This window comes from Leucobacter sp. G161 (assembly GCF_001482305.1).
Classification (GTDB): domain Bacteria; phylum Actinomycetota; class Actinomycetes; order Actinomycetales; family Microbacteriaceae; genus Leucobacter.
Genome location: NZ_LOHP01000046.1, coordinates 59,717 through 80,517 on the forward strand (window position 1 = coordinate 59,717; position 20,801 = coordinate 80,517).

General features: G+C 66.2%; 21 protein-coding genes, 1 tRNA gene and 1 pseudogene. 13 read left to right on the forward strand and 10 right to left on the reverse strand.

The window, feature by feature from the left end; genetic code table 11:
• Window position 1: 1 nt before the first annotated feature.
• The 3 genes from AUL38_RS04060 to AUL38_RS04070 all read left to right on the forward strand — a co-directional run bounded on the left by AUL38_RS04060 (window position 2) and on the right by AUL38_RS04070 (window position 2,009).
• Window positions 2-1,261 (forward strand): serine hydrolase, encoded by a 1,260-nt coding sequence (locus AUL38_RS04060; RefSeq protein WP_235590596.1) that lies wholly within the window; start codon window positions 2-4, stop codon window positions 1,259-1,261.
• Window positions 1,262-1,351: 90 nt separating this feature from the next.
• Window positions 1,352-1,425, forward strand: a tRNA-Gly gene (locus AUL38_RS04065).
• A gap of 68 nt (window positions 1,426-1,493) precedes the next feature.
• On the forward strand, window positions 1,494-2,009 hold the full coding sequence (locus tag AUL38_RS04070; RefSeq protein WP_059059411.1) for a methylated-DNA--[protein]-cysteine S-methyltransferase: 516 nt from the start codon (window positions 1,494-1,496) through the stop codon (window positions 2,007-2,009).
• Here AUL38_RS04070 and AUL38_RS04075 read toward each other — a convergent pair.
• The 3 genes and pseudogenes from AUL38_RS04075 to AUL38_RS04085 all read right to left on the reverse strand — a co-directional run bounded on the left by AUL38_RS04075 (window position 2,006) and on the right by AUL38_RS04085 (window position 4,560).
• A pseudogene (locus AUL38_RS04075) lies at window positions 2,006-2,685 on the reverse strand (TrmH family RNA methyltransferase). The gene AUL38_RS04070 and the pseudogene AUL38_RS04075 sit on opposite strands and share 4 nt — an antisense overlap.
• Before the next feature lie 29 nt (window positions 2,686-2,714).
• Window positions 2,715-3,305, reverse strand: a complete 591-nt coding sequence (locus AUL38_RS17670) for an excalibur calcium-binding domain-containing protein (RefSeq protein WP_235590597.1) — start codon at window positions 3,303-3,305, stop codon at window positions 2,715-2,717.
• Window positions 3,306-3,390: 85 nt separating this feature from the next.
• Window positions 3,391-4,560: a MalY/PatB family protein gene (locus AUL38_RS04085; protein ID WP_059059412.1), complete on the reverse strand. Its 1,170-nt coding sequence runs from the start codon at window positions 4,558-4,560 to the stop codon at window positions 3,391-3,393.
• A gap of 429 nt (window positions 4,561-4,989) precedes the next feature.
• Here AUL38_RS04085 and AUL38_RS04090 point away from each other — a divergent pair, with 429 nt between their 5' ends.
• Both AUL38_RS04090 and AUL38_RS17935 read left to right on the forward strand, forming a co-directional pair.
• The gene (locus AUL38_RS04090) at window positions 4,990-5,631 is read left to right on the forward strand and encodes a winged helix-turn-helix domain-containing protein (RefSeq protein WP_059059413.1); all 642 of its coding nucleotides are present in this window, start codon (window positions 4,990-4,992) and stop codon (window positions 5,629-5,631) included.
• Window positions 5,632-5,736: 105 nt separating this feature from the next.
• On the forward strand, window positions 5,737-6,414 hold the full coding sequence (locus AUL38_RS17935; protein WP_059059414.1) for a DUF4870 domain-containing protein: 678 nt from the start codon (window positions 5,737-5,739) through the stop codon (window positions 6,412-6,414).
• An 18-nt stretch (window positions 6,415-6,432) separates the two neighbouring features.
• Here the strand turns inward: AUL38_RS17935 and AUL38_RS04100 are convergent, their stop codons facing one another.
• The 3 genes from AUL38_RS04100 to AUL38_RS04110 form a co-directional block, all read right to left on the reverse strand.
• Complete coding sequence (locus AUL38_RS04100) at window positions 6,433-6,801, reverse strand: TIGR02611 family protein (RefSeq protein ID WP_059059415.1); 369 nt, start codon at window positions 6,799-6,801, stop codon at window positions 6,433-6,435.
• 95 nt (window positions 6,802-6,896) lie between these two features.
• Window positions 6,897-7,610, reverse strand: a complete 714-nt coding sequence (locus AUL38_RS04105; RefSeq protein WP_059059416.1) for a hypothetical protein — start codon at window positions 7,608-7,610, stop codon at window positions 6,897-6,899.
• Entirely contained in the window at window positions 7,600-8,430 is an 831-nt protein-coding gene (locus AUL38_RS04110; RefSeq protein WP_059059417.1) for a FadR/GntR family transcriptional regulator, read from the reverse strand. Before AUL38_RS04110 ends, AUL38_RS04105 begins: the two co-directional genes overlap by 11 nt.
• A gap of 156 nt (window positions 8,431-8,586) precedes the next feature.
• On the opposite strand from AUL38_RS04110, the gene AUL38_RS04115 reads away from it, so the two are divergent.
• From AUL38_RS04115 to AUL38_RS04140, 6 genes are all read left to right on the forward strand, one after another.
• Window positions 8,587-9,663, forward strand: coding sequence for an ABC transporter ATP-binding protein (locus tag AUL38_RS04115; protein ID WP_059059418.1), 1,077 nt, complete (start codon window positions 8,587-8,589; stop codon window positions 9,661-9,663).
• Between the two features lie 78 nt (window positions 9,664-9,741).
• Complete coding sequence (locus AUL38_RS04120) at window positions 9,742-10,923, forward strand: ABC transporter substrate-binding protein (RefSeq protein WP_059059419.1); 1,182 nt, start codon at window positions 9,742-9,744, stop codon at window positions 10,921-10,923.
• A gap of 75 nt (window positions 10,924-10,998) precedes the next feature.
• On the forward strand, window positions 10,999-11,883 hold the full coding sequence (locus AUL38_RS04125; protein WP_059059420.1) for an ABC transporter permease: 885 nt from the start codon (window positions 10,999-11,001) through the stop codon (window positions 11,881-11,883).
• A gap of 15 nt (window positions 11,884-11,898) precedes the next feature.
• Complete coding sequence (locus tag AUL38_RS04130; RefSeq protein WP_059059421.1) at window positions 11,899-12,702, forward strand: ABC transporter permease; 804 nt, start codon at window positions 11,899-11,901, stop codon at window positions 12,700-12,702.
• Window positions 12,703-12,834: 132 nt separating this feature from the next.
• Window positions 12,835-14,562, forward strand: a complete 1,728-nt coding sequence (locus tag AUL38_RS04135; RefSeq protein ID WP_083506569.1) for a DHA2 family efflux MFS transporter permease subunit — start codon at window positions 12,835-12,837, stop codon at window positions 14,560-14,562.
• 8 nt (window positions 14,563-14,570) lie between these two features.
• Window positions 14,571-15,083, forward strand: coding sequence for a MarR family winged helix-turn-helix transcriptional regulator (locus AUL38_RS04140; protein WP_059059422.1), 513 nt, complete (start codon window positions 14,571-14,573; stop codon window positions 15,081-15,083).
• A 135-nt stretch (window positions 15,084-15,218) separates the two neighbouring features.
• On the opposite strand, the gene phnE is transcribed toward AUL38_RS04140, so the two are convergent.
• The 4 genes from phnE to AUL38_RS04160 are packed head-to-tail and all read right to left on the reverse strand — an operon-like array spanning window position 15,219 to window position 18,974.
• Window positions 15,219-16,094, reverse strand: a complete 876-nt coding sequence (gene phnE, locus AUL38_RS04145; RefSeq protein WP_235590598.1) for a phosphonate ABC transporter, permease protein PhnE — start codon at window positions 16,092-16,094, stop codon at window positions 15,219-15,221.
• An 8-nt stretch (window positions 16,095-16,102) separates the two neighbouring features.
• The gene (locus AUL38_RS04150; RefSeq protein ID WP_059059424.1) at window positions 16,103-16,891 is read right to left on the reverse strand and encodes a phosphonate ABC transporter ATP-binding protein; all 789 of its coding nucleotides are present in this window, start codon (window positions 16,889-16,891) and stop codon (window positions 16,103-16,105) included.
• Window positions 16,892-16,896: 5 nt separating this feature from the next.
• Complete coding sequence (locus AUL38_RS04155; RefSeq protein WP_059059425.1) at window positions 16,897-17,817, reverse strand: phosphate/phosphite/phosphonate ABC transporter substrate-binding protein; 921 nt, start codon at window positions 17,815-17,817, stop codon at window positions 16,897-16,899.
• Between the two features lie 47 nt (window positions 17,818-17,864).
• Window positions 17,865-18,974 (reverse strand): TIGR03364 family FAD-dependent oxidoreductase, encoded by a 1,110-nt coding sequence (locus AUL38_RS04160; protein WP_059059426.1) that lies wholly within the window; start codon window positions 18,972-18,974, stop codon window positions 17,865-17,867.
• A gap of 164 nt (window positions 18,975-19,138) precedes the next feature.
• Between AUL38_RS04160 and AUL38_RS04165 the strand changes: the two genes are divergently transcribed.
• Window positions 19,139-19,915, forward strand: coding sequence for a GntR family transcriptional regulator (locus tag AUL38_RS04165; protein ID WP_059059427.1), 777 nt, complete (start codon window positions 19,139-19,141; stop codon window positions 19,913-19,915).
• Entirely contained in the window at window positions 19,912-20,610 is a 699-nt protein-coding gene (locus AUL38_RS04170) for a phosphonatase-like hydrolase (RefSeq protein WP_059059428.1), read from the forward strand. The genes AUL38_RS04165 and AUL38_RS04170 overlap by 4 nt, the downstream gene beginning before the upstream one ends.
• The last annotated feature ends 191 nt before the right edge of the window (window positions 20,611-20,801 follow it).

The following is a 20,801-nucleotide window of genomic DNA, read 5'->3' on the forward strand; positions in this document are numbered from 1 at the left end:
CGTGTTTTCAAGAGTCAAACGAGTTGGACCCATTGCTGCGCTCAGCATGCTCGCAGTGGTCGGACTGACGCTCACTGCGTGCACCAGCAGCAGCTCCGGAACGGGCAACTCGGACCAGAACACCGTGGCCCCCGAGCTCGCAACCGCAATCGATGAGGCCGTAGCGAATGCGCTGAGCCTCAGCGGATCTACCGAAGCCGTGGTTGGGGTCTGGCAGGGCGACGACGCCGCGTACGTTCGGGGCTACGGTGAAGGCGTCACCGCTGGCACCACGTTCCGCGGCGCGCAGGCATCGCAGCCCGTGATGTGCGCGCTGCTGCTCGAACTCGTCGATCAGGGCCAGATCAAGCTCGGCCGTCAGGTGTCCAAGGATCTCCCCCGTCAGGCCGGGATCGCGGACATCACCTACGGACAGCTCTGTGACCAGACCTCGGGTCTCGCGGACTTCAAGGGCGGCTTCACCGAACGCTTCACGAACAATCCGTCCCGCCTTTGGCCCGAGCAGGAGCTCATCGCGAACGGGCTTGCCCGGTCGCCGCTTCCCTGGCCAGGGAAGAATGTCTACCTCTCGGATACGAATGCGGTGGTGCTCGACCGGGCGATCCGGCTGAACTCGCGGGGCGAGACCTACGAGCTCCTCGAGGCGAATGTGTTCCAGAAGGCTGGCATGTCGGCGAGCTCGTATCCCGACAGCTTCAGTGAGACCGAGATCCCCTCGGGGAGCATGCACCCCCTCACCTATCCGCTCGCCGGCGATGCAGCCGTATGCGAGGCTGGCGTCACCGAAATCGCGGAGCTCTCTCCCTCGATGATGCGCGGCGCCGGAGCCACGCTCACCACGGTGACCGACCTCAAGGACTTCTACACGACGTACCTCGCTGGCGGCTTCGGCGGCGAAGGCTCCAAGGAGCTCGTCGCGAGCTTCCAGCCCGCGAAAAACCCCGAGCGCGATGAAGCAGGCGAGCCGACCAGCGAGCCCGACACCGCCGGCAATCAGGTGGGATTCGGTATCGAACAGGTCGGCCCACTGCTGGGCAGGAGCGGCGCGATGCCAGGCTCGATCACCGCAGCATACGCTGACCCCGCTTCCGGTCTCACGGTCGTCGTGGCAATGAACAATTCGTCGGCAGGCGCCGGATTCGCCGGGGCACTCGCCTTCCAGCTGTCTGCACTCACGGGCGTCGAGCTTCCCTGGAGCGCTGAAGACCAGGCAGCACGACTCGCCGAGATGGCGGTCTGCCAGCCAGCAGCAGAAGGATAAGTTTCACCGGCGTGCCGTTCCCGTTCGGAGCGGCACGCCGGATTCTGCTACGCTCATACGGGTCGGGATGCATCCCGATCAGCCCCACCCGGGGCCGTCGTCTAATGGTAAGACATCAGCTTCCCAAGCTGAGAACGCGGGTTCGATTCCCGTCGGCCCCTCCATCTGCAGGCCTCGCACCTGCGCGGCCACTCCAGCTCGTCCCAGGAAGCGCGACGTTACACTTGTCGCCATGACCTCCCGCCACGGCACGTTCGAGACCTCCCTCGGTACACTGCTCTTCGTGGCGGAAGCCAGCGCACTCGTCGGTGTGTACTTTCCGGATCACCGCTACCCGCCCGATCCCAACGACATCGGCGATGATCTGGGACAGGAGCCCCGCGACGTGACGCTCTCGGCCGCCGCGGAACAACTCACCGAATACCTCGCCGGAGACCGAACCGAGTTCGACCTCGAACTCGCCCCACGCGGCGACGATTTCTCGCAACGGGTGTGGGACATGCTGCGCGCGATCCCGTTCGGCGCGACAACAACCTACGGCGCCCTCGCGGTCGGCCTCGGCAATCGCGCACTCGCGCAGCGCGTCGGTCAGGCCGTCGGGCACAACCCGATCAGTGTCATCATCCCCTGCCACCGGGTTGTGGGCGCAGACGGATCGCTCACCGGATACGCCGGCGGACTCGACCGTAAGCGGCAGCTCCTCCGGCTCGAGGAGCCCGATCCCTCGGCAGCCGGTCGGCTGTTCTAGTTCGCGGGTCCACCCACGCGCGGCACGAGGGGCGAGTGCTTCGTCACCCACGAGTACATGGCGACAGCCGCCGCTGCGGAGGCGTTGATGGACCGGGTCGAGCCGTACTGGGTGATCTCGACCACGGCCTCGGCGGCGTCAATCGCCTCAGCTGACAGCCCGGGCCCCTCCTGACCGAAGAGCATCACGCATCGTTCCGGCCAGTCAAACGTCTCCATCGGCACACACCCGGGCACGTTGTCGATAGCGATGATCGGGATCCCTTCCGCGCGCGCCCAGGCAACGAGCGATTCGACGTCCTCGCGGTGCTCAACGTGCTGGTAGCGGTCGGTGACCATCGCGCCTCGCTTGTTCCACCGGCGACGGCCAACGATCTGCACGGTATCGGCGGCGAAGGCGTTCGCGCTGCGCACGATCGACCCGATGTTCATGTCGTGCTGCCAGTTCTCGATGGCGACATGGAACGGGTGCCGCTGTTCGTCAAGGTCGGCGACGATCGCGTCCATGGTCCAGTACCGGTAGCGGTCGACGACGTTACGGCTGTCCCGTGCGCTAGGAGCTCGGGGTCGTAGTGCGCCTCGCTCGGCCACTCGTCTGGGCCGCCTGGCCACGGCCCAACGCCAGCCGTGGTGCGCTCGGGGTGCGTGTTGGTGTCGGGCTTAGGGGTGTCGCTCACTCGGCCATTCTTCCAGGCTTTCGGGGTCGCTATTCGCAGCCAACCCCATCACCGTCCCGGTCGAGGTGCCTACCGTAGCCAGGGTCGCCTGCGTACACCGGAGCTGCACCCGCGTTGCGAGCAGCGGTGCAGTTGTCGAAGTACGCCGCGGCAGGTTGCGGCGCCGGGGCGGCGGGCGCCTGCGCTTCGGGGGCGGCCTGCTTCGGGGCCGCAAACGGGATGGGCTCCGGGACAGCGGCTGCCTGAGCCTCAGCTGCTGCGGCTGCCGCTTCGAGGTCACGAACCTGCGCTTGAAGCTCCTCGACCTGGGCGGTGAGCGCTCGCACGTTCTCCTCCCGATCGCTGAGGGACTCAGTGCGTTCGTCGAGTGCACTCGTTGCCACCCGCAGGTCCTCCACCGTGGACGTGTGCTTGGCCTCGAGTGTGGCAACGTCGGTTGTCAGCGACTGCTCGGCGAGTCGGAGTTCGCTGATCTCAGTGTGAGCGCCGGTCGCGGAGGCCCCTGCTCCCAACGCGAGGCCGACAACCCCCGCAAGGATCGGGATCCCGAGGGTCTTCAGTGTGTTTCGCTTGCCGGGCCGATCTTCCGCCACATACGGCGTCCCATCGTGGAACTGCATGCGCCATACTCCTTCGCGAGCACGCCGCGCGAGATGCCCGGCAACCGAATCTCAGGCTCACAGTAGAGACATTGCAGAGAAAAAGCTAGCGAGCGTTGAAGGCCTGACCCATCCGTTCGATGGCTTCCCGCATCAGCGGCCGGGGCATCGCGAAGATAAACCTCGCGCATCCCTGCCCTGCGTCACCGCAAGCGGCCCCGTCGGTGAGGCCAACGCCAGCGTGCTCACGGAAGAACTCTCCGGGGCGTTCGATGCCGACGTCGCGGAAGTCGAGCCAGCCCACGTATGTCGCCTCGGGCACGGTGAAGTGCACGCCGGGGAGGTGTTCGGCGACAAGTTCGACGAGCTCGTCACGGTTGCCTTGCAGATAGGCAAGCGCCTCACCGAGCCACTCGTCCCCCTCGGCATAGGCAACCGTGCTCGCAATGATTCCGGGCGTTGCTGCCCCGCGACCTGCCCAGTGCGCGATCTCGTTCATGGTGCGGAGGTCCGCCTCGTTCGACACCACGAGCTGCGCGCACTTCAGCCCGGGGAGATTCCACGCTTTTGAGGCCGCCGTGCCCGTGATCGTGTGCCCAGCGGTCACCTCGTTGATGGTCGCGTAGGGCACCAGCTCTGTCCCCGGGTAGATGAGCGGCGCCCAGATCTCATCGGAGAACACCCGCCCGTTGTTACGCTCGACGACCTCGCTCACAGCGAGGAGTTCTTCCTCGGTGAACACGCGCCCGAGCGGGTTGTAGGGATTACACAGCATGAGAATGTTTCCGCCAGCATCGAATGCCGCTTGCAGGCCGTCGAGATCGTACTGCCAGACGCCATCTATGCGCAGCATCGGCACCTCGATCACCTCACGCCCGAGCGCTCCCGGCACCGTCAAGAACGGCATATAGGAGGGCGTGGGCACGATGATCTTCGAGTCCGGGGTGGAGAAGTGTTGGATCGAGACCTCGAGCGCGGTAATGACGTCTGGGACCTGGAACACCTGCTCTGCTGTCACGTTCCAGCCGTGATGGCTGCGGAGCCTGGTCGCAGTCGCTTCTTTGAGTGCAGCGGTGAACCGGGGCGGCGTATACCCAAAGGCCCCTTCTGCGACTGCCGCGTGCAGTGCCTCCGTGATGACCGGCGCGACCCCGAAATCCATTTCAGCGATGAACGCACCCATGACGTCTGGGTCTGCCCACTTCGTGCCGCCGAGCGCGCGTAGGTCTTCGGCTGTTGTTGCGTCGATGCGCGAGGCAAATGACTCGATACTCATGAGCGTTGTGTCCTTCCACAGAGCTGGAGCGTTCGACCCATTCTCGCGGATGAGTGAGCAAAACGCTCGATCGTGTTACGCCACGTTGAGCGGGACCGACGCGCCTGCGATCTCTGCATATGCTCTCGTCCACCTGGCGCCCCGCTTGACAGCCGGGCGCGGTCACCGTAACTTAGCGTTATGCATACTTTCGTTCGCACCCAGTCCGCCTCCGAGGTGAACTTTGGGATGACCGGCATGATGATGGCCGGTCGCGACGGTATGCGCTGCCGAATGTGCAACTAACTGCCACACACGTTTCACCGTTTCTGGCACCCAGCACGATTGGGCTCGCGCGATCCACTGATCGCCTCTCTCGCCCTACCCCTGGGATTGCCGCAACTCATTCGCAGCAACGCTCCGCACGGAGCACCAAAGGACTTCATCATCATGGCTATCACCGCTACCCCTACCCAGCAGCGCTCGACCGAGAGCGAAGTTCGCGGCTTCGCCCTCTACGTTGGTCTCTCCGAGGAGAAGCTCAACTCGACTGACCCGTCCATCGGGGCCGTCGTCAACGAGATTAAGCGACTCGTCGCGCAGCTCGCCCCGAGCGCAGAGACCTACGCCGCCGTGGCGCTCGCCCCCGAGGGCACCGGCGGGCGCGACGTCGACGTTGTACGGCTCGCACTCGGCGACCCCGCTGCGGCGCACGCCCACCGCAAGCCCCAGGCCTCCGACCCTGATCGTGCCGCGAGCGGCGTCGTGCTGGATCTGTCCCGCAAGCGCGTGCTGCTCGACAACGTTCCCGCGAACCTCACGTTCCGCGAGTTCGAGCTCCTCCAGTTCCTGGTGCTCCGCGAGGGACGCACCGTCGGGCGCGACGAGATCATCGAGACGCTGTGGGCTGACGCTGAGGGCGAAGAGATCCCGAGCGCGCGCACGATCGACGTCCACGTTCGTCGCCTCCGGGTCAAGCTGGCCCACTACCAAGACATTGTGCGCACCGTGCGCGGCATCGGATATCGCTTCGACCGCCACGCAGACGTCTCGATCCTTCCCGCGTCTGCGCCGAGCCCAGACTTTATCTAGGACGCGCAAAGCACACGTTGTAGTCTCGGAGTATCGCACTGTCGATTCATCGACTGATGGGTCGCAGCCCAGCGTGCACGCAGCAACACAAAGGAGAAGGCTCCGATGACTACGCTTCCCCCCGAGGACAACGAGCAGCCGACAGGGCTGCCCGAGGATCCTTCGACTCCAGAGCCGGCGCAGGGAGCACCTGAGTCTCCCGAGGTCCCGCCCGCTCCTCCCGGCTACGCTCCGCCGGCACCGCCGTACGGGGCACCGCAGCAGTCCGGTCATGCCGGGCCGCCGCCGGGCTATGCTCCCCCGCAGCCGCCCCAGTTCGGCAGCCCGCAGCCGCCTCCCGGCTACGGCCCGCCACCCGGGTACGGCGCTCCGCAGCAGCCGGGCTACGGTCAGCCGCAGCAGCCAGGATACGGCCAGCCGCACGGCTACTACCAGCCGCAGGGCCGCCCCGCCGACCCGATGCCGAACCTCACCGCGAGCTACTGGCTGTCGGTGTTCTTCCTGTTCATCCCGGCGCTCATTTTCTACCTCATCGAGAGCCCACGCGCGACTCCGCAGGTGCGTGCGCTGCACGCAGCAAACCTGAACTTTACGCTCATGCGCACCGCACTGTTCGTCTTCGGGTGGGTGCTCACGGCGCTTCCGCTGATCGGCCCGACGATCCTGGGGCTCGCGCACCTCGCGGGCTTCATTTTCCACATCATGGCGGCCGCGAAGGTGAACGAGACGTACCGTCGCGGCGGCGGCGACCCGTTTATCTTCAACCTGCCGATGGTGAAATAGCCGCGGTTCAACCGTTGCTTACGGCGCGGGCGGGCTCTGGCCCTCCGCGCCGTTTCGCCGTGCTGCGCGCCGCGCACGCCAGGCGTTCCACCGTTCCCAGAACCTCGCGAGCGCACGCCGCAGCCAGCCAAGGATGCGGCGCGCCCAGTGATACTCGGAGCCGAGCACGGTGAGACCCAGAAAGACGACCAGCCAGCCGGGCCCGGGGAGCGGGACGAGGATCAACCCCACGATCGCGATGACCGCTCCCAGGACGGTAATGACCACCCGATAGAGCAGGTCAAGCCACGGCCGCCGGCGGATCGCGGCACGCCAGCGGGCCATGAACCGTGCAATGGGTCGCCCCAGCCGCCTGGCCCGATCTGCGTCGTCTTCTGGTCTCGTCACGTTGAAAGCGTACAGCGGCAGCGCTGGAAGAACCCCCGCGTTTCAGGGCTTCATCAGGGTCACATCAGGGTCGACTCAGGGCCGCGTGCCTCACCCTACGCAGCCGGCGCGACCAGGGCAAACGGGTAGCGCTGAGAGCGCACCAGCGTGACCGTTTCGTCGCCCGCAGCACCCGTTGCCGCATCGATGCCGCGGAAGCGATCCCCGGTTTCCCGGTCAGGGTCGGCGGACACAACAACGCGTCCATGCGCGTTCACGAGCGCCGCGCCATCGACCCCCCGAATGCTCGGCAACAGGCACTCCTCAATGCGCGAAATGAGCACGTCTGCGCAGGCAACTCCCCAGAATGCGCCGTCGACCATGACGGGCATCGATGAGGTGAGGGTGATCTCGTTCGAGCACAGGTAGTCTACGAACGGCCCGGCAACGTGCTGCGCGCCGGTGTGCTTCGGCACGCGAAACCACTCGAGGCGTTCGAGGTCGATCGCTGCCTGGCCGGGGCCAAAGGTCGAGGATGCCAGGAGGTGCCGGTCGGATCCCTGCCACCAGGCGAGCGGATTTCCCTCGCCCATCACCGCGTCACTTCCGCAGAATCCCGCGCCGTACAGCGGCCGATCCTCCGTGTCGAGCACCCGGAAGGCGCCGTCGCGTACGAGCGCCGTGAGTGCGGTTCCGGTGAGCGGAAGCTCGGCGGACCGAAGCTCCTGCGCTAGCTCGGGAACCCAAGCGCTCAGCGGCGCGAAGACCCCGTCGAAGAAGTCGTCGACGATCGCAATACCGTCTGCCAATTGATTCGCGTCACTGCTCATCTCGATTCTCCCGTTCGCGTCGTCTGCGTCGCGCCTCAAGTGTGCCACGAAGATCAGACTCTCGTGAACCCGCGAGCAGCTCTGCGCGGAAGGCGATGAGCCAGCGTACCGAACCCCGCACGCTTTCGCGCACCGCGGCACGCGCCAACTGAACGTCACCGGCTTGCGTCGCCTCCACCTGAGCGACGAGCGCCGCGTGGGTGAGCTCGCGCGCGGCGTCATCGAAATCCTGCAGCGCCAGGAGCGGCGTGAACTCCGTTTGTAGCCTGACGTGCTCGTTCGTGAGCCTGACCGATTGGCTGAGCGCAGCCAGCTCGAGTTGCAGCTCTGTGACGCGGCGACGCCACTGAAACGCCGGTGCCCGGCGAGATTCTGCCAGCACATCTGCGACGATCTGCAACTCTTCGCTCGTTGCGCGCAGGCACGCGTATTCGGCGCAGGCTGCGGACACTACTTCGTAGTGGACGCCAAGGTCGGCGAGGGCAACACGGGATTCGTCAGCGAGGGCTCGTGCGTTCACTTCCTCGACAGCGGCCTGGCTTGGGCGCACGAAGCTTCCCCCGTTGCGGCCGCGCTTGGTCTCGATGAGATCGCGATGCCGCAGCTCACTCAGGGCCTCACGCACTGTGACGACCGCAACGCCGAGCAGCGTCGAAAGCTCGTTCTCACTCGGCAACCGCTCGCCCTCCGTGAACGCCCCGACCGAGATCGCCTGCACAAGCCGCGACACGACCATGTCGGCGCGCCCCTCCTCGCCGATCGGCGCGAAGGCCGCGGTGCGGAGCCGGCTCGGGGTCGCACCTGGCACTGCTGTGGTCAAGGGCGCGCCTCCGTTTCAGGGGCCGAGAGTGGGCCCACACTCCTAAGCGTAATCAAAACGTGACGACGAAGATGGATTTGCGCTTAAAACATCTAATCCCCTATGTTAATGTTCTAACCGACCTGATCGACAACGACGTTGAGGAGCAGTGGCGACATGGCCCACACCCCAAGCACCGAGCACACGAGCGCAGTTTCCCTGCGCGGCGTAGAAAAAACCTTCGGCGAAGTCACCGCGGTGAAGGATCTCGACATCGAGATCCGCGCCGGTGAGTTCTTCTCCATGCTCGGCCCCTCCGGCTCCGGCAAGACCACCGTGCTCCGCATGATTGCGGGCTTCGAAGAGCCCACCGCGGGCGAGATCCTGCTCCACGGCAGCGACGTCACCCGTTCGGCCCCCTTCGACCGCGAGGTGAACACGGTCTTCCAGGACTACGCGCTCTTCCCGCACTACACGATCGCCGAAAACGTCGCTTACGGGCTGAAGGTCCGCGGCCTCGCAAAGGCTGAGCGTGAAAAGCTCGTCACCGAAGCCCTCGAGCAGGTGCAGCTCGGTCACGTCGCCGGCCGCCTCCCCTCGCAACTCTCCGGCGGCCAGCGCCAGCGCATCGCGCTCGCCCGCGCCCTGATCCTCCGCCCGAAGGTGCTGTTGCTCGACGAGCCGCTCGGCGCGCTCGACAAGCAGCTCCGCGAGCACATGCAGGTCGAGCTCAAGCAGATCCAGCGCGACGTCGGGATCACCTTCATCTTCGTCACCCACGATCAGGAGGAGGCGCTCACGCTCTCCGACCGCGTCGCGGTGTTCAACAACGGCAAGATCGAGCAGGTCGGCTCGCCCCGCGAGGTCTACGAATTCCCCCAGACCGAGTTCGTTGCCGGCTTCCTCGGCGTCACGAACCTGCTACCCGCAGAGCTCTCCGCTCGCCTCCTCGGCACGTCGGCGACGCACAGCCTCCGCCCCGAGCGCGTCCACATCGCCGATGCAACCGCGCCCGTCGAACCCGGCGTCATCGCGCTGCCCGCCACCGTCGCAGAGACCGTCTACGCCGGCGCGCACACCCGATACCTGCTCGACACCGCAGACGGCACGCGCATCATCTCGGAGAAGCAGAACTCGCACACCCCGCGCACCGAGGCGAGCATTCGCCGCGGCGACGCCGTGAGCGTGCGCTTCGAGGCGAGCCACGCAACCGCGATTCCCACGGCAGCCGCGAAGGCTCCGCAGCACGCGTAGCTCAGCTCCGCGCTGCCTCCCGCTCCACGTCCAACCCCGCTTCACCCTCACCACTCATCCCCTTACAAAGGAGTACCGATGAACAAGAAACTGCTCGCAGCACCGATCGCCATGGCGGCGGTGCTCGGCCTCGCCCTCACCGGCTGCTCGTCAGACAGCGGCGCACCGGCCGGCGACGGCGGCCTGCAGATCGATGTCCCCGAGATCCCGGCTATCGAAAAGCTCGGCGAGAACGAAAAAGAACTGAACATCGTCGCGTGGTCGGGCTTCGTTGAGCCTGCCTGGGCTGACCAGTTCACCGCCGACACCGGGTGCGTCGTCAACCGTAAGGTGGCAGCGACCTCAGACGAGATGGTGCAGCTCATGCGCACCGGCGAGTACGACCTCGTCTCCGCCTCGGGCGACGCGAGCCTCCGGCTCATCGTCGACGGCAACGTGCAGCCGCTCACCACCGATCTCATCCCGAACTTCTCCGACGACATCGTCGAGGGCATGAAGGGCCAGCTCTACGACACGCTCAACGGCAACGTCTACGGCATCCCGATCGGTCGCGGCGCGAACGTGCTCCAGTACAACAGCGAGGCCGTCACCGAGGCACCCGACAGCTGGGACGTGGTGTGGGAGAAGGACAGCCCGTACGCCGGCAAGATTGCGGCCTACGACAGCCCGATCTACATCGCTGACGCAGCGATCTACCTCATGGAGCACCAGCCAGACCTCGGCATCACGAACCCCTACGCGCTCGACCAGGAGCAGCTGCAGGCCGCCACCGAGCTGCTCAAGCAGCAGAACGAGATGGTGTCCGAGTACTGGTCGCCCGCGACCAACGTGACCTCCTTCACCGGCGGCAACTCGGTGGTCGGCACCTCGTGGGAGGTGCTGCGCAAGGCGACGCAGGACGAGAAGTTCAAGAGCGTCCTCCCCAAGGAGGGCGCGACCGGCTGGTCTGACGCCTGGATGCTTGCAACCGACTCGAAGAGCCCGAACTGCGCGTACGCGTGGATGGACTACACCTCGGCACCCGATGTGAACGGCGCGATCGCCATGAACTTCGGCATGGGCCCCGCCAACGGCGCGTTCTGTGAACTCAACGATGAAGCGAAGGCGCACTGCGACTACTTCAACGCCACCGACGAGGAGTACTACAAGCAGGTGTGGTGGTGGACGACCCCCATCGACCAGTGCCTCGACGGCCGCACTGATGTGCAGTGCACGAACTACCAGGACTGGACCAACGCCTGGGCCACCGTCAAGGGCTAACCACCCAACTGTGGGGCGCCCGCGGGCGCCCCACACCCCCTTCTCTCTTCCCACACTCTGTCAGCGAGGACACCCGTGAGCATTCAGTCAGCTCTTCAACGCAAGCCGCGGCCCATCTCGACCGCGCTCCACCGACACCCGAAGGGTCGACTCGCGTCGCTCCTCACGCTTCCGATGGTGTGGCTCGTCGGCGTCTACATTCTGTCGCTCGCGATCATGCTCGTGACAGCGTTCTGGACGACCGATCCCTTTACTTCCCGCGTGAAGCCCGGCTTCACGCTCGAGAACTTCACGCAGCTCGCCACCGTGCCCGCCTACGGCATGACCGCGCTGCGCACGCTCGGGATCGCGCTCGCGGTCACCCTCATCTGCGCGCTATTCTCGGTGCCGCTCGCGGTGTTCATGTCGCAGGTCGCTGGCCCGAAGCTCCGCGCCGTGCTCGCGGTGCTCGTCACACTCCCGCTCTGGGCCGGCTACCTCGTGAAGGTCATCGGCATGCGCCTCGTGTGGACAGAAAACGGCTTCTTCAACTGGGCGCTTGAGCCGCTCGGCATCTCCGGCCCAGGCCTCGGCGTGGCCACCGTAACGCTCACCCTCGTCTACCTCTGGTTCCCATACATGGCGATCCCGGTCTACACGGCCGTCGCCCAGATTCCGCCGAACCTCTTCGATGCGGCTTCCGACCTGGGTGCCCGCGGCTTCCGCACGATCCGCACCGTCGTCGCACCGCTCCTGCTGCCTTCGCTCATCGCAGGATCCATCTTCACGTTCTCACTCAGCCTCGGCGACTACCTCTCGGCGATGTACGTCGGTGGATCCACGCAGATGATCGGCAGCATCATCGCGCAGAACATCAACCTCAACCCGCCGCTCGCCGCCGCGTTCTCGTTCGTGCCGATCGTGCTGGTCATCGTCTACCTGGGGGCCGTCCGTCGCACCGGCGCCCTGAACAACCTCTAAGCGCAGGAGCCTGCAATGCTACGACTGAATCGCGGAACCAAGATCGCGCTCGGCGGCGTCGCCGTCGTCGTCCTCGGGTTCCTGTACATTCCGATGTTCGTGATCATCATGAACTCCTTCAACTCGGGCCGGGTCTCCGGCTGGCCGATCCCCGGCTTCTCGCTCGAATGGTGGGGCAAGGCCCTCACGAACCCGGCAATGCACGCCGCCTTCATGAACTCGGTGATCGTCGCCTCGATCGCCACCGCGTTCGCCCTCGTGCTCGGCACGCTCGCGGCCTTCGCGCTGCAGCGCTTCAAGTTCTTCGGGCAGCACACCGTGAACCTGCTCATCGTGCTCCCGATCACCCTCCCCGGCATCGTCACCGGTGTCGCGCTCTCGAACACCTACCACCAGGTGCTCAAGCCGATGGGGATCCACGTCGGCTACTGGGGCATGATCATCGCGCACGCGACGTTCTGCGTCGTGATGGTGTTCAACAACGTCATCGCCCGCCTGCGCCGCATGAACCCGAACCTCGAGGAGGCCTCGGCAGACCTGGGTGCTGGCATCTGGCAGACCTTCCGGCTCGTCACCTTTCCGCAGTTCCGGCCCGCCTTCATCGCGGGTGGCCTGCTCGCCTTCGCGCTCTCGTTTGACGAGATCGTCGTGACGATCTTTACGGCGCCACCCGGCACGGAGACACTGCCGCTCTGGATCATGAACCAAATGGGCAGACCCAACGAGGTCAACCAGGTGAACGTCGTCGCGACGCTCATGATCCTGCTCTCGCTGATCCCCGTCTACTTCTCGCAGCGGGCGCAGCGCGCGGACACGTAGGCTCGCGAAGCACGGGAGCGGGCGGTGTGAGTTTTCGGACTCACACCGCCCGCTCCCGTCGTTAGTTGACTTGAATCAACCATCCCTTATATAGTTGACCGTCATCAACTTTCGTAAGGACCCCGTCACTCAATGAGCCGCACCACCCCCGCCGCCACAGCAGCAGACCCGACAGAGCCACTCGCCGGTCGGGCAAAGAACCTCGCCCTAGCAGGCATCTTCCTCGCGAACTTCGTATCCATGCTCGCGATGAACGTCGTTGGCACCTCAATGCCGATCATCATCGCCGACATCGGCGGCACACAGGCCTCCTTCACCTGGGTTGTCACCGCCACCATGCTCGCGAGCGCGATCGCCACCCCCATCTGGGGCAAACTCGCCGACCTGACGAGCAAGAAGGTGCTGCTGCAGCTCTCGCTCGTGATCTTCATCGTCGCTTCCGCGATGGCGGGCTTTGCTCAGGATCCGACCTGGCTCATCACCTTCCGCGTGCTCCAGGGCATCGGCGTCGGCGGCCTCGGCGCCCTCGGCCAGATCGTGCTCGCCGAAATCGTCAGCCCGCGCGAGCGCGGCAAGTACATGGGCATCCTCGGCGCGATCATGGCGGTCGCCACGGTCGGCGGCCCGCTCCTCGGCGGGCTCCTCACCGACACGATCGGCTGGCGCTGGAACTTCTACGTCGCAGCCCCCATCGCGATCGTCGCGATCGTCATGCTGCAGCGCACGCTGCACCTGCCGACACTCAAGCGCAAGATCAAGATCGACTACTGGGGCGCAGCCCTCATCTCGCTCGGCTTCTCAAGCATCCTCATCTGGGTCACCCTCGGCGGCCAGAACTTCCCCTGGTGGTCCTGGCAGACGGCCGTCATGGTCGGCGGCGGCGTCATCGCACTCGTCATCGCGGTGTTTGTCGAACTCAAGGTTGAAGAACCCCTCATCCCAATGACCCTCTTCCAGAACCGCACGTTCACGATGGCGGCAATCGCGTCGATCGCGGTCGGGCTCGCCATGATGGGCACCGCCGTGTTCCTCGGCCAGTACATGCAGCTCGCGCGCGGCCGCTCGGTCATCGAGTCGAGCCTGCTCACGCTCCCGATGATGGCCGGCGTGCTCATCTCGTCCACGATCGTCGGGCAGATCATCACCCGCACCGGCAAGTGGAAGCGCTACATGGTCGTCGGCGCGGTCGCCCTGCTCGCCGGCCTGCTGCTCATGGGCCAGCTCCGCCACGACACCAACTACTGGTACGTCGGCATCTCGATGGCGATTCTCGGCGCGGGCGTCGGCATGACCATGCAGAACCTCGTGCTCGTCGTGCAGAACACCTCGTCCCCCACCCAGATGGGTGCCGCGAGCTCCGCCGTCACGTTCTTCCGCACCGTCGGTGGCACGGCGGGCATCTCGGGCATGGGAGCGCTGCTCTCGTACCAGGTCACCGAGTACATGAAGGAGGGCCTCGCGAAGCTCCCGCCGAAGGATCTCGCGGGAGCCGAAGCGCTCGTCGGCGGCACGCTGCCGAAGATCTCGGACCTCACCGAGCCGATCCGGAACGTCGTCGAGTCGGCCTACGGCCACGCGATCGGCAACATCTTCCTCGCTGCGTCACCGGTCGCGGTCATCGCCCTCATCGCGATCATCTTCCTGCCGAACATTCCGCTCGACACGAAGAGCAACGCCGAACGGATCGCCGATCTGCAGGACGCCGAGGCTGATGTGGCTACAGTAGACGGGGCCGCTTCAACCGGGGCAGCTGCCAGCCGGGAGCACACCAAGCCCGTCGATCGTGTGCTCGTCGACACGACGGGACCGATCCTGCTCCCGAATCATCGCCCCGGCACCGACCGCGGAACCGAACGATAGGACGAACGATGGCTTCCTCACCATCCGACGAAGACATTATTTCCGGAATCATCTCGGAATTCTCCGAAGCGTTCGCGTTCTCGCGCACCCGCTGGACCCGCTACGCAAGCGAGGTGAGCCATGAGCTCAGCGGCATGAGCATGATCGTGCTGCAGATTGTGTACCGCCGCGGCCCTATCACCGCGACGGGCATCGGGCACTGGCTCGAGATGGACAAGTCGCTCGTCAGTCGCCACGTCGCGAAGCTGCGTGAACTCGACCTCATCGAGGCGAACGAGTCACCCGAGGATCGCCGCGTGCAGCTCCTCACCACGAGCCCGCATGCCGGAGGGCTCCTGGGTGGGGTTCGCGAGCGCTGGTCGAACGCTTATCGGGAACGGCTCGCAGACTGGAGCGACGCAGAGCTTGAGTCGCTCCGTGCCGGGCTGCATCGCTTCAACGCCTCCGCCGAGAACACCCCAGCAGACGGCCCGGCCGCCCGCTGCTCCCGGCAGGCAAGCGAGGAATCTCAGGGCGAGTAATCCCGCGTCCGGCGTTCCCGATTTGCCACGTATTGCCGTTGAGCGCCGCCCGCAAGCGGCAATACGAAGCAAATCGACAGGGCCGCGGTCACCTCAGCGAAGCTGGGAGAACCGCGGCCCTGTTGCGTGTGCGAGCTACTTCTGCAGTCGCTTGCGGATCCAGCCCGAGGCGAGATCCACCGCGACGATGACGAGCAGAATGATGATGAGGTACGTGAGCATCTCGTCGAACTGGAACGTCTTGATCGCCTTGTTGATGAGCAGGCCGATGCCGCCGGCACCGACGAGGCCGAGCACGAGCGACGAGCGCACGTTCACGTCGAAGCGGTAGAGCAGGAGGCCGGTGAGCTGCGGCAGCACGTTCGGGATCGTCGCGTTCGCGACCACCTGCCAGCGCGAGGCACCGGCGGTGCGGAGCGCCTGCTCGGGGCCCGGATCGATGTCCTCCATCGCCTCGGCCCACAGCTTGCCCATGACGCCGGTGTTGTGGCAGATGAGGGCGAGCACACCCGCGAACGGGCCAAGCCCGACTGCGGTGACGAAGATCAACGCGAACACGATATCGGGCACCGCGCGGAAGAACGACAGGATGCCGCGGGCGATCTGGTACACGAACGCGTTCGGCGTCGTCGTACGGGCCGCGAACACGGCGAGCAGCAGCGCCGTCGGAACCGACACCGTCGTGCCGAGCAGGCCGACCCAGAGCGTCGTGAGCGCGCCCTCGAGGCCGCGGGCGAGTACGTCGGAGCTGAGGTCAGGCGGGAACGCCTCGGAGATGAAGTTCATCATGCCCTTGGCGCCGGTGACGAGCGCGTCGGGGCGGAAATCGGTGGCCTGGAAGGCAAGCAGGTGCAGCAGCACGAGGACGACGATGATCGTGCTCCACGAGCCGATCCGCGTGATCGTCTTCGGGTCGCTCGGCACGGGGAGGCGTGCTGGGGCCGGGGCGAAGTCGTCCACCGGGTCGGCTGCGTGTTCGGGAGTGCGCGCGGGCGCAGAGGTGGGGGTCACTGATCGTCCTAGAGGTAGAGGGCCGCGAGTTCGGTGTCGTCGAGCTCTGCCGTCGGGCAGTCAAAGACGAGGTGACCGTCGCGGAGGCCGATGACACGGTCTGCGTAGAGCCGAGCGAGCTGCGGCTGGTGCAGCACGGCTGCGACCCCGAGCCCCTCTTCGACGGCGAGCTGCCGCAGCAGCCGCATGACATCGTCGGCGGCGCGCGGGTCGAGCGCCGACACTGGCTCGTCGGCGAGGATCATGCGGGGGCGCTGGCACAGGGCGCGTGCGATGGCGACGCGCTGCTGCTGGCCGCCCGAGAGGCTGCCGGCCTTGTCGTGGGCGCGGTCTGCGAGCCCCACGCGCTCGAGGCAGGCCATGGCTTCTTCCTTGAGCTCGTCGCCGAACAGGGGCGGGATCGAGCGCCAGGCCGGAAGCCGGGAGAAGCCGCCGGCGCACACGTTCTGCAGCGCGGTCCGGCGGGGCACGAGGTGGATCTTTTGGAACACGGTGGCGGCCGCCCGGCGGGCCTCCGCCTTGCGTGCCGAGCTCGCCTCGTTGAGGCGAACCCCGGTGATCTCAATGTCTCCGGAGTCCGCCTCAATGAGGCCGTTCACCGCGCGCAGCGTTGTCGATTTACCCGAGCCGTTCGCTCCGAGGAACGCAACGACCTCGCCTGCGTGGACACGCATGCTCATGTCATTGAGAACGACTCGGCCGCCGAAACTCTTGGATATCGCGCGGACGTCGAGGAGTACTTCTGGCTCGACGCGCTCGGTCTCGGGGGCGCTCGTGCTGGTCGCGGTGATCGTCATGAGGTTTAGACGTCCTTCTCGGTGAGGCCCATGGTCTCTGCGAGGTCGAAGAGGGGCTGGTAGGTCTCGTTCGTGACCGGGATCAGGGGCCCGGCGGGGTCGACACCGAGGAAGCCGCTGACGGTCTCGACGTCCTTCTTGTCGAGGCTGAGCAGCGCCTCCTTGACGGCATCCTTGAACTCCTGCGGCATGTTGCCGCGGACGGTGATCGGGTCGTTCGGGATCGGCTCCGACTCCCAGATCTGACGGAACTTCGACTGATCGAAGGTGCCCTCTGCGGTCGCGGTGGCGAGCGTCTGCGAGTTAATCTGCGCGGCGTCGACGGTGCCGTTGACGAGTGCGAGCAGCGCCTCCGGGTGACCGCCGGCGTAGTCCGCGGTCACATCGTCGGTGATGCCGGCGTCAGCGAGCGCCGAGCTCGGGATCGCGTCACCCGAGGTCGAGCCAGGGCTGCCGAGCGCGAGAGTCTTGCCCTTGAGATCCTCGATCGTCTGCACGCTCGAATCCTTCGGCACCCAGATGCCGCCAGTGTAGGTCGTCGGCTTGCCCTCTGCGTCACCGAACGACACCAAGGCGTTGGCGTCAGCACGCTCGTTCGCGAATACGAACCCGAGCGGGCCGAACTGCGCGATCTCGAGCTGGTCGTTCTCCATTGCGAGAACCTCTGCTGCGTAGTCCTCGGTGATGGACACCTCGACCTCGCAGTCGAGCTTCTCCGAAAGCGCCGCCGCCAGGGTCTGGTAGGCGGGCTCAAGGCGATCCGGATCCTCGTAGGGGAGGATGCCGAAGCGAATCTTGCCGTCCGGGCAGGTGACGCTAGCCGCGTCACCCTCGGGTGCAGCAGAATCGCCGGCGGTCGAACAGCCTGCGAGGCCGAGGCCGAGCAGGATCGCCGCTGAGGCGGCGAGGGTAGTGGTCTTCTTCACGATGCTCCTTGGATGTGTGGGGTAGTGAACGTCGATAAGCGGGTGGATTAGAGGTCAGCGATCGTGCGCGCGCCGAGTGCGGGCCCGATCGTCATGCCGACGCCGGTCGTGACGCTCACGACCGAGACGCCAGGCAGCGGGGTCTCGCGCAGCAGGTCACGATCCGCGCTGGTGGCGTAGATCCCCTGCCAGCGCTCCAGCACCTCGAGCCGTTCGGTGCCGAGCAGCGAGGCGACCTCGCCCAGCAGCAGCTCGGACCAGCGTTCGTCGAGGAACGGGGGTGCGGCATCAAAGGTGCGGTGCGAGTCGCCGACGAGCAGGGTGCCGTCGGGCTGCTGCGTGAACATCACGTTCGCGTCGATCTCAAGCAGATCCGGGCGGATAGCCTGCATTTCGGTGCGGAGCGCCTCCTGCGCCGGGCCCTCGAAGGCGCCGTAGCGCAGCATCGACGTGCCGGTGAGCACAGCCGGGCCGAGACCCATGACGTGCGGCGTCTTCACCCGCGCCATCTGCAGCACGCACTCGCGCACGTCGCCCGCGAGCTCCGGGAAGAGCCGGCCGACGAGGTGGCCAGTGGCGATCACGATGTGATCCACAGCGACATCGCCCCGGTTCGTTTCAAGCGTGAGCCTGGGCTCCTCGCTCACCCCGCGCACGGTGGTGTTGAACCGCACCTCTCCGCGCTCGTGCGCATCAACCCAGGCCGCGATCTTCGCGACGGCCGTGCGCGGGTTCGCGGTGATGTCGCCCGCGAGCCGCAGCCCCGAGCGGATCCCGGTGGGTGCGGTGACACCGAGCATCGCCGCAGCCGTCTTCCCGTCGAGCATCTCGCTGCCGGCCGGCGCCCTGAGTGCGGCGAGCTCCTCGAGCACGCCCTCCTCCGCCTCGGTGCGCGCCACCGCGAGCGTGCCGGAGACGCGCGCTTCAACGCCCACTCGTTCGGCGAGCGAGCGCCAGATCGGGTTCGCCTCGCGAGCAAGTTCGCCAAGCTCACCCGCCTGCACCGAGGTACAGACGTGACCGAAGTTGCGGATGCTCGAAAGCACGGCGGCAGCGTCCTGTTCGACGACCGTAACTCGGTAGCCGGCGTCGAGCGCTGCGACCGCGTGGGAGAGGCCCACGATGCCGGCGCCGACGATTGCGATGTGCGTTGTCATGGTTCAAGCATGCAAAGCCGAAAGAAGTCATGACAACTTTTTTGACGCCTGTTCGCGGAGCGTTCACCTTCGAAACCAAGCCACCCACAACGCTTACCGAACGTTCACCTTTCGGGCACCGTGCGGCCGCCAAAGCTGTATTGACAACTTGTACGCTGTCGAGCATGAGCCCAAACCAACCGCTGCACGTGCAGCTCTACGACGAGATGGCGAAGCGCATCCGGACGGGTGAGTGGGAGACCGGCGACCGCGTTCCGAGCGAGAAATCACTCATTGCAGAGTTCGGTACCTCTCGCGGCCCGGTGCGCCAGGCGCTCGCCGCGCTCCGCGCAGAGGGCGTCATCACCGGCGGCCGCGGCGCACCCCCGCGCGTCCAGCGGGCCGTCCCGACCCAGTCGTTCAGCACGTTCCTCTCCTTTACCGAGTGGGCCAAGAGCGCTGGCTTCACACCCGGGCAGCACGTCGTCGAGGTCGCGAAGCGCCCCGCGAGCGAGCAGGTCGCCAGGCAGCTTCGAGTGAACCCAGATGACACCGTCGTCGAGATCGTCCGCTTGCGCACACTCGACGGCGAACCCGCCCTGTTTGAGCGCACGAGCCTCGCCTACCCGATTGGCGTGCACCTCCTCACTGCAAACTTTGACGACGGCAGCATCTACCAGTCGCTCGCGCAGCACGGCATCGTGCCAACCCGAGCACGCCACCTCATCGACGCGGTCGCCGCTCACCCGCTGGACGCCGAATGGCTGCGGGTGTCACCCGGGTACCCGCTGCTCCGCGACCGTCGCCGTTCGACCGCCGAGGACGGCACAGTCATCGAGTACGCCGACGACAGGCATCTGCCGAGCATGACCACCTTCGCCATCGAAAACACCGCAGCACATCGTTCATCCCTCACCCGCGGGTTCGCGGGCGAGATCAACTCCGCAAAGGACACAGCATGATTACTCTCGCCGCATTCGACATGGCAGGCACTACCGTGAACGACGGCGGCGCCGTCTACGACGCCCTCGAGAACGCCGTCACCGAGACCGGCGTCACCGTCACCCCCGAAAATCTGCAAATCTGGATGGGTGTCGAGAAGCGCGAGGCCATCACCGCGCTCATTGAGCTCGGTGGCGGTGTCGCCGACGACGCAACGGTTGCGGAGACATTCGATCGCTTCCGCGCGCTCCTCGACGAGTACTACACAGCCCAGCCGCCGACCCCGATCGACGGTGTTCCTGAGGCAATCGCTCAGCTCCAGGCCGCCGGCATCAAGGTAGCGCTCACCACCGGGTTCTCCCGCGATGTCGCCGAGAGCATTCTCGCCGGGATGGGCTGGACTGTGTCGGCCGACCCAACGGCTGCCCCCGGTGGCGTGCGCGTCGACGCCCTCTCATGCGGCGACGATGTTGCGGCAGGGCGCCCGGCGCCGTACATGGTCCACCGCGTGATGGAGGCGACCGGCGTCATCAACGTCGCCGATGTGCTCGTCGCCGGCGACACCGCCGTCGACGTCCAGTCCGGTCTGAACTCGGGCGCAGCGATTTCGATCGGCGTGCTCAGCGGCAAGCTCGATCGCGCGAGCTTGGAGAAGGAGTCGCCGACCGCGGTGCTCGACTCGGTCGCCGCGATCCCCACCTACCTGGGTCTGTAACCCGACAGTCTGGCGCGCCCCGGCGCAGCCGGCCCGCCCGGTGCGTGGCGGCGCCGACCGCGCGCCGCACCCCGGCGTCGACCGCCGAAAGGACATGTCCTCAGCGAGGTGGGGTCTTATCTGCTGCAGAGAAGACCCCACCTCGCTGAGGGCATGTCTTGTGAGCGGAGACGGGGAAAGGCAGCCGCCGA

Bases quoted from the DNA above. Each gene is read 5' to 3' on its own strand.
- AUL38_RS04070 (WP_059059411.1), top strand. From the start codon at position 1,494: ATGACCTCCCGCCACGGCACGTTCGAGACCTCCCTCGGTACACTGCTC.
- AUL38_RS17670 (WP_235590597.1), bottom strand. From the start codon at position 3,305: ATGCAGTTCCACGATGGGACGCCGTATGTGGCGGAAGATCGGCCCGGC.
- AUL38_RS04085 (WP_059059412.1), bottom strand. From the start codon at position 4,560: ATGAGTATCGAGTCATTTGCCTCGCGCATCGACGCAACAACAGCCGAA.
- AUL38_RS04090 (WP_059059413.1), top strand. From the start codon at position 4,990: ATGGCTATCACCGCTACCCCTACCCAGCAGCGCTCGACCGAGAGCGAA.
- AUL38_RS17935 (WP_059059414.1), top strand. From the start codon at position 5,737: ATGACTACGCTTCCCCCCGAGGACAACGAGCAGCCGACAGGGCTGCCC.
- AUL38_RS04105 (WP_059059416.1), bottom strand. From the start codon at position 7,610: ATGAGCAGTGACGCGAATCAATTGGCAGACGGTATTGCGATCGTCGAC.
- AUL38_RS04115 (WP_059059418.1), top strand. From the start codon at position 8,587: ATGGCCCACACCCCAAGCACCGAGCACACGAGCGCAGTTTCCCTGCGC.
- AUL38_RS04120 (WP_059059419.1), top strand. From the start codon at position 9,742: ATGAACAAGAAACTGCTCGCAGCACCGATCGCCATGGCGGCGGTGCTC.
- AUL38_RS04130 (WP_059059421.1), top strand. From the start codon at position 11,899: ATGCTACGACTGAATCGCGGAACCAAGATCGCGCTCGGCGGCGTCGCC.
- AUL38_RS04135 (WP_083506569.1), top strand. From the start codon at position 12,835: ATGAGCCGCACCACCCCCGCCGCCACAGCAGCAGACCCGACAGAGCCA.
- AUL38_RS04140 (WP_059059422.1), top strand. From the start codon at position 14,571: ATGGCTTCCTCACCATCCGACGAAGACATTATTTCCGGAATCATCTCG.
- AUL38_RS04150 (WP_059059424.1), bottom strand. From the start codon at position 16,891: ATGACGATCACCGCGACCAGCACGAGCGCCCCCGAGACCGAGCGCGTC.
- AUL38_RS04160 (WP_059059426.1), bottom strand. From the start codon at position 18,974: ATGACAACGCACATCGCAATCGTCGGCGCCGGCATCGTGGGCCTCTCC.
- AUL38_RS04165 (WP_059059427.1), top strand. From the start codon at position 19,139: ATGAGCCCAAACCAACCGCTGCACGTGCAGCTCTACGACGAGATGGCG.
- AUL38_RS04170 (WP_059059428.1), top strand. From the start codon at position 19,912: ATGATTACTCTCGCCGCATTCGACATGGCAGGCACTACCGTGAACGAC.